A 13,484-nucleotide genomic window follows, 5' to 3' on the forward strand; every position below is an offset into this window, starting at 1 on the left:
CACATTAGCCCATGCGAAAATTGGTTGCGCAGTTCTAGTGGTTGGCAGTTGCGCCGATTGTCGTCGTGTTAGCTTTAAGGCGCCGTACCATGGAGGCAGGGATGCGCAGCGAACAGGTGTACTGGGTGTTCACCGTTACCGTCGATCAGATGGACAAGTTCACGCCGCTGATACCAAAGCTTGTGGCCGTGACAGAGAAGGAGCCAGGTGCGCTGCAATTTGAGTTCAACATCGGGGACGACCGGAAGACGATTGACATCTTCGAACGCTACGCGGATTCGAAGGCGGCCCTGTTTCACCAAACGGAAAGCTTCGGGCCATTAGCGACGGAGTTCTTCGCCGTGGCCAAGCTCACTCGTTGGGTAATCTATGGCAAGCCCTCGGACGAGTTCAAGAAGGCGAACGCGGATCTCCATCCGATTTATATGACACCATTCGATGGTTTTGTCAGGTGACGGGATTGGCTTCCGGGCTTAAGGTCGCGAGCTTGGTAGCGGAAATTGTTGAACGGCTGCCAGATGCCGCGTTTGACCCGGCTATCCTCTCTGAACAATCATGAATGCCCGGATCAGGTCCGGCATGACGACGCGGTGTATTGATAGATCATGGACGATAAATCCGGCAAGCAGGCGGTCGAATACGGCATCGTACCCATCGCCGTGATGGCATCGATGTCGGGGCTCGATTTTGTCCGCGCGATCTTCGCGAGACGATTGCCAGAGCCACCGATCATGCAGACGGTCGAGCCGTTCGACTGCACGGTCGAACCCGGCGCCGTCGTGATTCACAGCGTGCCGGGTCGGCGCCATTACAATCCGATCGGCTCGGTGCATGGCGGCTATGCCGCGATTCTCTTGGATTCCGCGATGGGGCTCGCGGTGCAGAGCACGCTGCCCGCGGGCACTGGCTACACCACGTTGGAATTCAAGATCTCATTCGTGCGCGGCATGAGCGAGACGAGCGGCATGATCCGCACCGAGGGCCGCGTGCTCAACGCCGGCCGCCGCGTCGCTACCGCCGAGGCGCGCATCACCGATGCAGGGGATCGGTTGCTTGCGCATGCGACGACGACGTGCCTTGTGTTCGAATTTCCGAAGGAGAGCGCGAAAGCCTGACGTTGAATTGGTGGGTACCTTTGGGCTAGGCTTTCGCTGCAGGTCAAGAGAGGGCTCCCCTGTGCCTCCCGAGCGGATCGAACGCAAGCTCGCCGCCGTCCTGGCCGCCGATGTGGCTGGCTATAGCCGACTCATGGGAGCTGACGAGGAAGGCACTCTCGCGCGCCTGAAGGCCTGCCGTCGCGAATTGATGGACCCGGAGATTGCGGAGCACCGTGGGCGCGTCGTCAAGACCACCGGAGACGGCATCCTCATCGAGTTTTCGAGCGTGGTGGACGCCGTGCGCTGTGCGATGGACGTTCAGCGCGGCATGGCCGAGCGCAACGCGGATGTTACAGATGAGCAACGGATCGAGTTTCGCGTCGGGATCAACCTTGGCGATATCATGATCGATGCCGAGGACATTCATGGCGACGGAGTGAATATCGCGGCGCGGTTAGAAAGTATAGCGGAGCCGGGCGGCATCTGCATCTCGGACTCGTCCTATCAGCAAGTGCGCGACAAGTTCACCATCCACTTCGAGGATATGGGTGTGCAGCAGCTCAAGAACATCGCGCGTCCGGTCCGCGTCTATCGCGTACCGATTGGCCGGAGCGCGCCAAGGGAAAGGCCGGCGCTCGCCCTGCCGGACAAGCCCTCGATCGCGGTACTGCCATTTCAGAATATGAGTGGTGATCCCGAGCAGGAATACTTCGCCGATGGCATGGTTGAGGATATTATCACCGAATTGAGCCGGATTCGCTGGCTGTTTGTGATCGCTCGCAACTCGACCTTCACATACAAGGGCCAGGCAGTTGCTGTGAAGCAGGTGGCGCGCGAACTGGGTGTGCGCTATGTGCTCGAAGGATCGGTGCGCAAGGGCGGGAATCGTGTGCGCGTCACCACGCAAATGATCGATGCGACCTCCGGCGCCCATATTTGGGCCGAGCGATACGACCGCGACCTCAGCGATATCTTTGCCGTGCAGGACGAGATCACGGCGAGTGTTGCCGGAGTCATCGAGCCGGCGCTGGCGGAGGCCGAGCAGCAGCGAGTGTTGCGCAAGCCGCCGGAGCGGCTCGATGCTTGGGAAGCCTACCAGCGAGGACTTTGGCACTTCAACAAATACGGACCGGAGGAAAACCAGACCGCACAGACCTTTTTTCGCCAAGCCATCGCGCTCGATCCGAATTTCGCTCCCGGCCATTACGGAAACGCGCTGGCTCTCCAATGGGAGATCTGGCACTTCTCGACGCGCCCCTTCTCGGAGGTTCAAGGAACTGCGCGTGAACAAGCGCAAATCGCGGTATCGCTCGACGATAAGGATGCGACGGCGCATGCCGTGCTGGCACATATGATGATGTGGGGCGGCGAATGGGAGGCGGCGATCGCCGAAGCGCGCACTGCGGTTGCCCTCAATCCAAACGGTGCCTTTGTCATCAGCATGCTTGGTTGTGTACTCGGGTTCGGCGGCTATCGAGAGGAAGCACTCGAGAGGTTGCAGCAGGCAATGCGTGCCAGCCCACACGATCCCCTGATTTGGCTTTGGTCGATCTGGCGCGCGGTCTTGCAGTTTTTTTCACGCGATTTCGTTGCTGCGCTGCAGACATTGCGCCAAGTTGTTCGCCTGCGTCCGAGCTACGCTCCCCCTTACGAATACGTCGCTGCGTCGCTCGCTTATCTCGGGCAATTGGACGAGGCGCGCGAAGCACTGGAACGTGTTCCCCCGCAATCGGCGGAGCAGCTTCAGCGTTGGCAGCAACGGCCGCCCTGGATGCGGCCCGAGGATTATGCGCTACGGGTCGAAGGTGTCCACCTTGCAGTCGGAGAGCGGGGTTGAGTGCGACGCCGCGATCCCAATCATCTCTGAACGACTTTCAGACGGCGCGCTAGATGGCTTGAACTGCAACTAGCGAGCGAGGTCATCGAACAGGACCGCTGACTTTCGTCGTTGGGTACTTTTCGGACATTCCGTATTTTCCAAGTTGGGTCTGCTTTCCCGGGGTAAGGCGAAAGTTGGATTTCAAGCTTGCCGAGGGCGGCTTCTGGCGCAAAGCCGACATTCGGATATTTGCCGAATGAGCCGGAGACCTGGGAAGCGGCAGACGCGTATCTGCGCGCTTGAAAACACATCGTTTTCGAGGGCTTTTTGCAGCCCGAATTAGAGCCCGAAATTTCGTTCGTGGAAGCGTCGTGGAAGCGGCAGGAGGAAAGTCGCAGCGTAAAGCCGGCAGGGTTGGCTGCGATGTAATGACTCAATTGTGATCGGGGGGCGCTTAGGCAGGTGCCGCTGCAGCACCTTTCCCTTTTAGACGCAAATCAGATTCAAGCCTGGTGCTGATCCCGAGGAGCGCGAGGACGGCACGCGTAGAAACGTCAAGGAGACGATCGACAGGTATTCGATCGTCGGGCGCGACGTGCCGCAATATCGCCCGCCGAACCTAGGTGACTGGAAAAAGCGCAAATCAGTCCACCTCGCGAACATCAGGCAGTCCGTAAACGCTGATGATCCCGAAATAGGCGCGCCTCATTGAAATCGCGATGGCCCGTGAGCGGTAGGACTCGAACGTGCAACCAGACCGTTATGAGCGACGGGATAACTGCCAGCTTAGTTGATTTTTCTTCTCTTTTGTTCGTGTCCGATCGCTTTTGTCGCGTTTCGTTGGCGCCATTTCTGGTGCAAAACTGGTGCGGTGGTTCTGAAGCCTGATGCCCGACCTTCCTGTGTTTGGGAGCGGGCGATTCCTTGCGAGGTTCATGGTGACGTCCTGGCTTTGAGCATCTGCGACGCGGAACGTTCGGGCTGGTATGATCGGCAGGGTCTTACGCAAGTGTTGAGAACAGTTGACGCGCCGCTCGAACCTCGGGTGTCTCGTTGCTCTCCCTGAACTTGGCACAGATAGGACCGAGAAGATTCCCCGCCCGAAGTCTCAGGCCTGATGCAGCCCATAACGCCGCCAAGCTCGTTGCTGATCTTAGCTCCCAGATCGCTGCCCCTTGACGGAGGGCCACCCGCAAAGCCTGCTTGAGGAGGGCCTCCGCCTGCGCCTGTTCTCCGCCGGAGAGGCGCACGATTTCTGCGCGCAGGCGCAGGATCTCGGGGTCGCAAAGCCCTTCGCCGTTGGTTTCGGATTGTCGTTCGAGTTCGTCGAGCAGGCGGCCAGCCGGCTCGAGTCTTCCCATTTCGATCAGAGCGGTGGCGAGTTCGGCTTTGAAGCGGTTGTGATTGGCGGAAATTCCCCGGTCGTCCAGCCGCGCAATTCCGGCAGCCAGTTCCCTTGCGCCCGATTCCACGTCGCCCTGACGGATCAGGATCATTCCGCGAAGGGACGGCACCCAGTTGGCGTACGGCCTATGACGCTGGCCGTGGGTTTCCAGCCGAGTCAGGTATTTCTCGGCCAAGTCCAGGTGGCCGGCGAAGATCGCGGTCGGACATGCAGCCTGCTGGAGAGCGTAGAATTCCGACACCGGGTCCGTTCGAGATTCGGCTTCACGAACGGCCTCTTGCGCCGTGCTGATGGCCTCTCCGATTTCGCCGCGCAGGAACTGGACCTGCGCGAGCGTGCTCAGTGCCAGGCTCCTTTGATCGTAGACCAGTCTCGCATCCATCGGAGTGTCCGACCGATCCAAGCGCTCCAGCACGCTCTGCAGGAGACGTGCGGATTCGATCTGGTCACCCATCGCGTGGCGGATGTTGGCGATCAGCCGGTCTCCTACGAGTATCGCGGCAGCGTCGCCATTGCGGAGCCCCAGCTCTCTGAATGCCTCGGCATGTGCTGCCGAGACCTTGAATCGACCAGCGTTCCAGGCGTTGACCATCAGGCTCCATCTGGCCCTCAATTGGTGCGGCAGATCGTCGAGCTTTTCCGCGATTGCAAGCGCGCGCTCGGCGATCGCGATCATATGCCGTCCATGGGAGTCGATCTGGAGCAGCGATGCAAACAGTTCGACAAGGAGCTGCATCTCGGTTCCGGGATCGCCCGCAAGATCTGCGGACTCGAGCGCGTGGTTCACGCGCGCGCGGCACTCCTCGACGAGCTGCCACGACCACCAGAGGGGAACGGACGCGAGTGTGAGCGGCAGTCCGATCGTGTATGCCTGTTCATGCGCGAAGCTCCAGTCGAGAGCCGCGCGTACGTCGTCGATCTGCACCGGCGCCCCTCGGCGTAGCCGCTCGAGCATAAGCAATGCGTGCCGCTGACGAACGGTCGCTTCCTCGCCTTCCTGGCGAAGACGATCCAGCGCAAAATGTCTCGTTGTGACCAGCATCCGGAAGCGCCGTGTATCTCCGTCGGATTCGGTCGAAAGAAGAGATTTTGCGGCCAAAGCAGCGAGGTCGCGGATCACCGCCCCGGCAGGGTGGCTTTCATCCGCGGCGACCGCGGCGTCCTCGGCAGTGAACGAGCCGGCGAAGACTGACAATCGCCGAAACAGCGCGCGCTCAGAGGACGAGAGCAGATCGTGACCCCACTGGAGCATCTCAGCGAGCGTCTGATGGCGAGTGATGGCTGTCCTTCGCGAGCCCAGGTCTTCGAGCTGCAGCCGGCCGAGCTGTTCGGCCAGGCTTCTGACGCCCAAAGCACCTGCCTGCACCGCCGCCATCTCGATCGCGAGCGGCAGGCCGTCCAGGGCACGGCAGAGGGCGCAGACATAAGGTGCTTCGTGATCGCCGAGAGCGAAGCTCCCAGCAGCCGCTGCACGTTCAGCAAACAATTGGACGGCCGAATAGCTCAAGGCCTGCTGCGCCGAAGCCAGATCGGCGGGGGGAATATCGAGCGGATCGACGCGGTAGATCCATTCTCCTTCCACCCGGAGTATCTCGCGGCTGGTCGCGATGATGCGGACCCGTGGTGCACCTCGCGCCATCGCTTCGCAAAAAAGGGCGGCCGCCTCGACGAGGTGCTCGCAATTGTCCAGCAGTATCAGGACGCTCCTGTCCTTCAGCCCCGCGACCAGCATCTCCGTTGGATTTCCTGAAAGCACCACCTTTCCCAGCGCGGTCGCGACCGCTGTCGGGACCCACTCGGGCTCGGCCACCGACGCAAGGTCGACGAAGACCGCGCCGTCCGGAAACTCGCGTTTCAGTCGGGTCGACACGGCTTGGGCCAACCTCGTTTTTCCAATGCCTCCGGCACCTGCCACCGTCACCAGCCGGTTCTGTCGGATCAATGCGGCCAGATGGTTGATGGCGGCCTCTCGTCCGATCAGCGACGAGAGGGATTGCGGAATGCCTTCCTGCGTGCGGGGCTCCCGCACCGGCGCACTCGGCTTGTCTTCAACCGTTATAGGAGCCGCAAGCCGGTAGCCCCGACCGGACTCCGTCTGGATAAGGGACGCGCCGCCTTGGGTTCGCCCGAGCGCGTTGCGGAGCTTGGAGACGTGCGCTCGAACTGTGCCGTCGTCGACGTGGACTCGTCCCCAGACGCGCGCAACCAAGTCCTCTCGGCTCACGAGGTCGCCGCGAGCCTCTATCAGCGCGAGCAGGATTTCGAAGGCGCGGGGGCCGAGAGGGATCGGCGTTTCGCCTTCAAAAATCTGTCGCTTGAGGCGATCCAGGCGCACGCCTCCGAAACAGAGCACAACGCGTTCCGAGATGGCTCTTTCGGCCGACCGCTCTCCCGCAAGTGTCATCATCGGCCGCTTGCTACACCGCAACAATTCTTCACAACACGCAACATGCTCGTCGGTGCCGTCCAATCTACAGTTTGCACGGATCGATTGTCGCCGACAAGGATGGAGCTGGCGATGGGGAACACAAAGCCGAGAACGGTTATCCTGGTCCATGGCGCTTGGACCGACGGCTCCTGCTGGTCGTCGGTAATCGCTCAACTCAATGGCGCAGCGGTCGAGACAACAGCAGTCCAACTCCCCTTGTCCTCGTTAGCTGAGGATGTCGCGACCGTTCAGCGGGCCATGGCTCTTGAGGAAGGACCGCTGCTGCTGGTGGGACATTCGTATGGTGGCGTGGTCATCACCCAGGCTGGCGATGATCCGAAGATCGCGGGGCTCGTCTACGTGGCGGCGTTTGCACCCGATGCGGATCAATCCGCCTTGTCCTTGGCCGAATTGCTTCCGCCATCGCCAGCGGCATCGGAGCTGGAGCGAGATGGCTCAGGCTTCTTCAAGCTCACCCGCAAGGGAATCCTCGAGGACTTCGCCCAGGACCTGATCATCGGACAGAAAGAAGTCATGATCGCTACTCAGGGACCGATATCCATCCACGCGCTCGGCGCACCGGTCAGCAGCACCGCCTGGAGGGGCAGGTCCTGCTGGTACGTACTGGCCGAAAATGATCGCACTATCTGGCCCGCGCTGCAGGAAAGAATGTCGAGTCACATCGGCGCAGAGACCATCCGCGTTCCTGCCGGCCACGTCGCGATGCTCTCCTGTCCTCAAAAGGTCGCCGAGGTGATCCTGCTTGCAACCGCGGCAACGCTCTCACGAAAGAGATGCGAGCACATGCCCTCAAAGGGGAGCAGACCATGAGCCAAGCAAACATTCTGATCAGCGGGGCGACCGGACGCACGGGGGGCGCTGCTATCAACGAATTGCTCAAGATGGGAAAGAGCGTGCGGGCCTAGGCGTCTCCAACTGGAGGCTTCCGGGATCAACGAAAGCGCATATCATGCCGAAGACATGGTTTATTACGGGTGCGAGCAGCGGCTTCGGACGGGAGCTGACCGAGCTGCTGCTTCATCGTGGCGACACGGTAGCCGCCACAGTCCGCAAGCCCGAGGCTCTCCAGGACCTCGCGAGCAAGTATCGCGAGCGTCTTTGGGTCGCGGTCCTCGACGTCACGAACGGCGAGGGCGTGCGCCAAATTGTCAGCCGAGCCTTCGCCGATTTGGAGCGAATCGACGTCGTGGTCAGCAATGCCGGCTACGCGCTGTTCGGCGCGGCGGAAGAGGTCAGCGACGCGCAGATCGAGCGCCAGATCGACACCAATCTGCTTGGGTCGATCCGGCTCGCCCGCGCGGCAATCCCCCACCTTCGGCGACAGGGCGGTGGGCGGATCATTCAGATTTCGTCGTCTGTCGGGCAGGCGGCCTATCCGACGATGGGCGTCTATGCCGCCACCAAGTGGGGTGTCGAAGGCTTCTTCGAGGGCACGATCCCGGAGATCGCTCCGTTCGGCATCGAGGTCACGCTGGTTGAGCCAGGCGCTTCGCGCACGAATTTTGCTTCCTCCAGCGCTGATATGGGCCAAATCCTTCTGGTCTATGAACAGACGCCTGCCGGCGAGTTTCGCCGCAGGGCAGAGTCGGCTGGCCTCGCCATGTTTCCCGGTGATCCGCGCAAGGTCGCTGCGGCGATCATCGCCTCGGCCGATCAGGCCCCGGCGCCAAGGCGCTTGACGCTCGGCAGTGACGCCTACGCGCTCGTCCATGCGGCCCTGACGGAGCGGCTGGCGGCCCTGGAAAATCAGGAAGCATTGGCGCGCTCGACCGACATAGCGATCCAGGGAGCCGCAGTCTGACCGCTCAAATCGAAGGAGCGGAACGTCGCCGCCATCGTCTCTGACAAGGATCGCACACTTCGCGACATCACCTTCACGCAATCAAGCGCGAAACAATGGAGAAAGAAAAATGGTGAAATACAGCGAGTTTGAATTCAGGACACAGCCGTGGTTCGAAGCGTCGTGGTTCGACCGGTCCAATTTCCAGGGTTTCAGCCATTTCATCCCGATGAAGACGATCGTCATTCACTGCTTTGACCCTCGGGCATCAGAGATTCCACAGGCGGTCGCCGATCATTTTGGGGATGAGGTCTACCCTGGAGAGAACATCCTCGATGAACATGGCAACCGGATCGGAAACACGCGAACGCTGTTCGTCGTGTCCAACGCGGGCGGCCGAGCCCTTTCGGCCCTGCAATCAGTGGCCACGATGGACTATCTCTTCCAGGTTCAGAAGGTCGTTGTTGTGCATCACTCATTCTGCGGCGCGACGGCCTTCTCGCCGGAGGCTCTCGTTGCTGATTTCCACGATCATCATCACGCCGACATCTCGAAGATGTTTGAGCATGATAGTCTTGCTATCACGGACTTCGAGAAATCGATCAAGCACGATGTCGAGCTGCTCCGCGCCAGTCCGGCAGTCCCGAAGCACATCAAGCTCTACGGTTTCTTTTTCGAGATGAATTCGGGCAAGTTAACCGAGGTTGTCCGGGACGTTCCCGCATAGAATGCGGCGCGCAAGCGAACGCGGCCGGGTCGCAAGCAGTCGCTTGCGATCATGGACGCCGGTTTGGCTGCAGACGTTTGGAAGTTGTAAAGAGTGTGGTGGTCGACTTACAGGACATCTCATGATCGCAGATATCAAGGTTCCGGATAGCAGCATCGCACGCCAGGCCGAGGAGCTCGTGCGCTCCGTTTCCGATGACACACTCTTCAACCATGTGATGCGCTGCTACTGGTTCGGCGAGCTGTTCGCGCAGCAGGAAGGCAAGAAGGTCGATAGCGAGCTGATGTTTCTTTCAACCGTCCTGCATGATCTCGGTCTCACCACCCATGCACCCGGCCCGCATCGGTTCGAGATCGAAGGCGCGAGCGCGGCGCGGACATTCCTCCGGGAGCAGGGCGTGACGGAGGATCGAGCCCAGAAGGTTTGGGATAACATCGCGCTGCACACCTGGGATATGAATCAATTCAGGGGCGACACAAGTCGTTTGATGCAGCGTGGCCTCGCCTACGACGTCTCCGGTGTGCAGGACGCGCGACTCGACCCCGATGACGTCGCCGAGGTGGTTCGGCGATATCCCAGACTCAATTTCAAGCGGGCTTTCAACGAAATGCTCAATCATGAGCTCGACTGCAAGCAACCCTATCCGCACTGGTTCCACATCTGCTCTCGCATTGCGCACAACAGGTCGCCGCTCACCATTGTGGATGCGCCGGTCGTTCTTGACTGGGCGCCGTTCGATGAGTGAGCGGACGTTTTGTCGCGACAGTGCTTCCTTTCGGCCCGCGGGATTTCTCAGTCTGACATCGACCTCGTATGGACCGCGATCGCGCTCCATACGACTCCAGGGATCCCGCAGCACATGCATCCGGTCGTTGCGCTCGTAACCGCCGGTGTCGAAATGGATGAGCTGGGCATCTCTTATCGGGATTGCAGCGATGAAGAGCCTCCACCGAGGCAATTTCTGTACTGTCGTCCGTCAATCGGCGTGGCCGAGTTAGGCGTGAGGCGCTTCCCAATGACCCAAGGATCAAAACGATGAGTGAAGCGGACATCCTTGTGAGCGGTGCGACCGGTCGAACGGGGGGCGCTGCCATCGATGAGCTGGTGGCCATGGGAAAGCGGGTCAGGGCCTACCTGCGCTCCGACGACGAGCGGGCGGCGGCCCTGCGCCGGCGCGGTGTCGACATCGCCGTCGGGGATTTTACCGACATCGATGATATTCGCGCCGCGATGGAAGGCATCAAATCGGCCTATTTTCTTCACCCCATCGCACCGGGGATCATCAGCGCAGCCGCCTATTTCGCGCAGGCGGCGAAGGAAGCGGGCGTGTCGGCAATCGTCAACATGTCGCAGATTTCAGCGCGGCGCGAGTCGACGAGCCATGCCGCGCAGGATCACTGGATCTCCGAGCGAGTCTTCGACTGGTCAGGCGTGGCGACTACGCATCTCCGTCCCACCTTCTTCGCCGACTGGCTCGCCTACCCTCATTTCGCGAAGGAGATTTGGGCGAAGAAGAAGATCGAATTCCCCTTTGGGAACGGACGCCACGCCCCGATCAGCACGGACGATCAGGGAAGGGTGATCGCCCACATTCTGGCCAATCCGGCAGGTCACGAGGGGAAGATCTATACCCTTCATGGCCCCGTCGAGATGAACCATACCGAGATCGCCGCTGCAATGAGCGAGGTCCTCGGCGCGAAAATCACATACGCGCCAACGTCAATCGAAGAGTTCAGGCAGAAAATGGAGGATCTGTACAGGTTTCCACCTTTTCTGGTGCAGCACCTGGTTGAAGTCGCCCAGAACTACCGCGAAGGCATCTTCGCTGGCACCAACGACGTGGTCGAAAAGATTACCGGCACGCCAGCGCTTTCGGTCCCTGCTTTCATCGCGAAATACCGTGATGCTTTCGTCTGACCGGCGCGCAGGCTACGGCCGACGTGAACGGAATAGGGAGAGGACGGGGATGCTGCGGGTCGAGCGATTGGCACCACAGCAGTTGCAATCGTTTCTTCCGTTCCACCCGCCGGGGCTGCAGCCCCGGCATTGTCCACTCAAGGAGACATCAGTATGACCAGTGGCTTTGTAAAGACACACGACGGAGTCGAGATCTTCTACAAGGATTGGGGCACGGGCCAGCCGATTGTTTTCCATCATGGTTGGCCGCTGAGTTCGGACGACTGGGACACCCAGATGCTCTTCTTCGTGCATCAAGGCTACCGGGTCGTCGGGATTGATCGGCGGGGTCACGGCCGTTCCAGCCAGGTTTCCGAAGGCCATGACATGGACCACTACGCTGCCGACGCGGCCGCGGTCGTCGAGCATCTGGGCCTTCAGAAGACCATCCATATCGGCCACTCGACCGGCGGCGGAGAAGCGACCCGTTATGTCGCACGTCACGGCAAGGGCCGGGTCGCGAAGCTGGTACTTGTCGCCGCAGTGCCGCCGATCATGGTAAAGTCTCCGAACAATCCGGAGGGCTTGCCGATTGAGGTGTTCGACGGCTTTCGGAAAAGCCTGGCCGCCAACCGTGCGCAGTTTTATCGCGAGGTCGCGTCCAAGCCCTTCTACGGGTTCAACCGGCCTGGCTCGCCGCCGCTCGATGGTGTCGTCGATAATTGGTGGCGTCAGGGCATGATGGGGGGCGCCAAGGCCCACTATGACGGCATCAAGGCCTTCTCTGAAACGGACCTCACCGAGGACCTTAAGAGCATTGACGTTCCGACCCTATGCGTGCAGGGGGACGACGATCAGATTGTTCCGTATAAGGGCGCCGCTGAGCTGCAGGTCAGACTCCTCAAGAACGCCACTCTGAAGCTCTACCCTGGATTTCCGCATGGCATGCTCACCACCTATGCTGACACTATCAACCCAGATCTCCTGGCGTTCGTTCGCAGCTAATGCTGTTCGGCGGCGGTGCTCCATATCGAGAGCGGAGCACCGCCGTTTGGCCTAGCGTCCCATCGAGCACCGATAAATGGTTGGCGCCTGAACATTGGACATAACCTCGCATTCCCTCCCCCAAAAGGCGCGCTGCAATAGCAGAAAGGTGAGGTGGTGATGTCAACTCCGCGGCATAGCCCAACCACCTCGCTGCCATGGCGCTGTCGCCGGGTTTGCGCCGCCTCTATATCGCTCGCGATGCCGATGCCGCTGGAGACACGGTGCAGGCGACTCTCGCCCAACGCGCAGGAGCTACCGGCATTGAGACGATTGTCCTGTCGCCACGGCTGGGCGATTTCCACGAAGATCTGCACGTATTCGGCTTTGACGCTCTAAGCGTAGCGTTGCGGATACAGCTCGCACCTGAGGACGTCGACCGCTGTCGAGATTTGGGTGGTCCGTGTGATGCGAAGTTCGCTGCGGACTCGTTTGAAGAGATCGGGAAGAAGAGCGAGGAGCACGTCATGGAGAAAATGCAAAAGGGCGACGCGGCGCACCTTTCCGCTGCAAGCAGCATGAGAAGCGCAACGCCCGGGCAACAGATCAGAAGTTGTGGGAAGGCGAGCGCGCCCGTTTTGTTTCTTCGCGTACGTGAGTGATCACGCGAATGAGAGGTTAACTGCCGTTTCCCCGCGCGGGATCTGCGCGATTTTAATGGGCGACACGCGCCAGGCATTGGAGCGGGATCTGCGACGGGAATTTCCCGAAAAGAATCCGGCTTACAGCGGCGACGACCTTGAGGAGATTGGGGCTCTGACCGTCCAGGAGGCCAGCGAGACGCGAGATTAGCGTGAGCCTACCTCTCGATCTTGAGGGAACACCATTTCAACTAAGCGTCTGGCCAAGCATTGCGAGCCATCCCGCTCGGGCAATCCGCGACATACAGTGAGATCGCCAGCCGCACCGGCGCTCCGAACGCGGCTAATGCCGTGTTGTAAGCGTGTTTGGCCAGTAGGGTAGCCTTGGCGTCCCTTGCCATCGCGCCGTGGATGACGGCGGCCTTGGTGGCTGTCGATGGGATTGGAGCGCAAAAGTATGGTGCTCGATCGCGAAACCCGGAACTCGTCGGTTTGACCAAGCGTCCCGCCAATATGCCGCGACTATCAGCGGTTTGAGCGTTTATGGAATGGCGGCTTGTGGCGCAGAGCGGACCATCGCCAAAGTGCTAATGGAAGCCAAGTGCGCAGACGCAGACATGCGGCGCGATTCGGTCAGCAGATCAATACGGGCGAGTTTTCGGCACGCAGGCGTCGGCCGCAAAGGC

Annotated in this window: 10 protein-coding genes and 2 pseudogenes; 11 read left to right on the top strand and 1 reads right to left on the bottom strand. The window is 60.5% G+C overall.

Features of this window, described 5'->3' with window-relative positions:
* Nucleotides 1-101 precede the first annotated feature (101 nt).
* The 3 genes from GWG65_RS18025 to GWG65_RS18035 all read left to right on the top strand — a co-directional run bounded on the left by GWG65_RS18025 (nt 102) and on the right by GWG65_RS18035 (nt 2,934).
* Nucleotides 102-455 carry a hypothetical protein gene (locus GWG65_RS18025; protein WP_275196891.1) on the top strand — a complete coding sequence of 118 codons (354 nt, stop codon included), beginning with the start codon at nt 102-104 and terminating at the stop codon, nt 453-455.
* Nucleotides 456-605: 150 nt separating this feature from the next.
* A complete protein-coding gene (locus GWG65_RS18030) occupies nt 606-1,115 on the top strand; it encodes a PaaI family thioesterase (protein ID WP_275196892.1) in 510 nt (169 codons plus the stop codon).
* A 61-nt stretch (nt 1,116-1,176) separates the two neighbouring features.
* Nucleotides 1,177-2,934 (top strand): adenylate/guanylate cyclase domain-containing protein, encoded by a 1,758-nt coding sequence (locus GWG65_RS18035; RefSeq protein ID WP_275196893.1) that lies wholly within the window; start codon nt 1,177-1,179, stop codon nt 2,932-2,934.
* A 983-nt stretch (nt 2,935-3,917) separates the two neighbouring features.
* On the opposite strand, the gene GWG65_RS18040 is transcribed toward GWG65_RS18035, so the two are convergent.
* Nucleotides 3,918-6,728: a winged helix-turn-helix domain-containing protein gene (locus tag GWG65_RS18040; protein WP_275196894.1), complete on the bottom strand. Its 2,811-nt coding sequence runs from the start codon at nt 6,726-6,728 to the stop codon at nt 3,918-3,920.
* 111 nt (nt 6,729-6,839) lie between these two features.
* Here GWG65_RS18040 and GWG65_RS18045 point away from each other — a divergent pair, with 111 nt between their 5' ends.
* The 8 genes and pseudogenes from GWG65_RS18045 to GWG65_RS18080 form a co-directional block, all read left to right on the top strand.
* A complete protein-coding gene (locus GWG65_RS18045) occupies nt 6,840-7,580 on the top strand; it encodes an alpha/beta hydrolase (protein ID WP_275196895.1) in 741 nt (246 codons plus the stop codon).
* Nucleotides 7,581-7,719: 139 nt separating this feature from the next.
* Nucleotides 7,720-8,571: an SDR family oxidoreductase gene (locus GWG65_RS18050; protein ID WP_275196896.1), complete on the top strand. Its 852-nt coding sequence runs from the start codon at nt 7,720-7,722 to the stop codon at nt 8,569-8,571.
* A gap of 109 nt (nt 8,572-8,680) precedes the next feature.
* A complete protein-coding gene (locus GWG65_RS18055) occupies nt 8,681-9,277 on the top strand; it encodes a carbonic anhydrase (protein WP_275196897.1) in 597 nt (198 codons plus the stop codon).
* Nucleotides 9,278-9,398: 121 nt separating this feature from the next.
* Entirely contained in the window at nt 9,399-10,022 is a 624-nt protein-coding gene (locus tag GWG65_RS18060) for a metal-dependent phosphohydrolase (protein WP_275196898.1), read from the top strand.
* 12 nt (nt 10,023-10,034) lie between these two features.
* A pseudogene (locus GWG65_RS18065) lies at nt 10,035-10,220 on the top strand (phosphohydrolase); the annotation flags it as partial.
* Between the two features lie 92 nt (nt 10,221-10,312).
* The gene (locus GWG65_RS18070; protein WP_275196899.1) at nt 10,313-11,194 is read left to right on the top strand and encodes an NmrA family NAD(P)-binding protein; all 882 of its coding nucleotides are present in this window, start codon (nt 10,313-10,315) and stop codon (nt 11,192-11,194) included.
* Between the two features lie 87 nt (nt 11,195-11,281).
* Nucleotides 11,282-12,178 (top strand): alpha/beta hydrolase, encoded by an 897-nt coding sequence (locus GWG65_RS18075; RefSeq protein ID WP_275196904.1) that lies wholly within the window; start codon nt 11,282-11,284, stop codon nt 12,176-12,178.
* 182 nt (nt 12,179-12,360) lie between these two features.
* A pseudogene (locus tag GWG65_RS18080) lies at nt 12,361-12,600 on the top strand (toprim domain-containing protein); the annotation flags it as partial.
* Between the last annotated feature and the right edge of the window lie 884 nt (nt 12,601-13,484).

It is taken from the genome of Bradyrhizobium sp. CSA207, assembly GCF_029051685.1.
Lineage (GTDB): Bacteria > Pseudomonadota > Alphaproteobacteria > Rhizobiales > Xanthobacteraceae > Bradyrhizobium.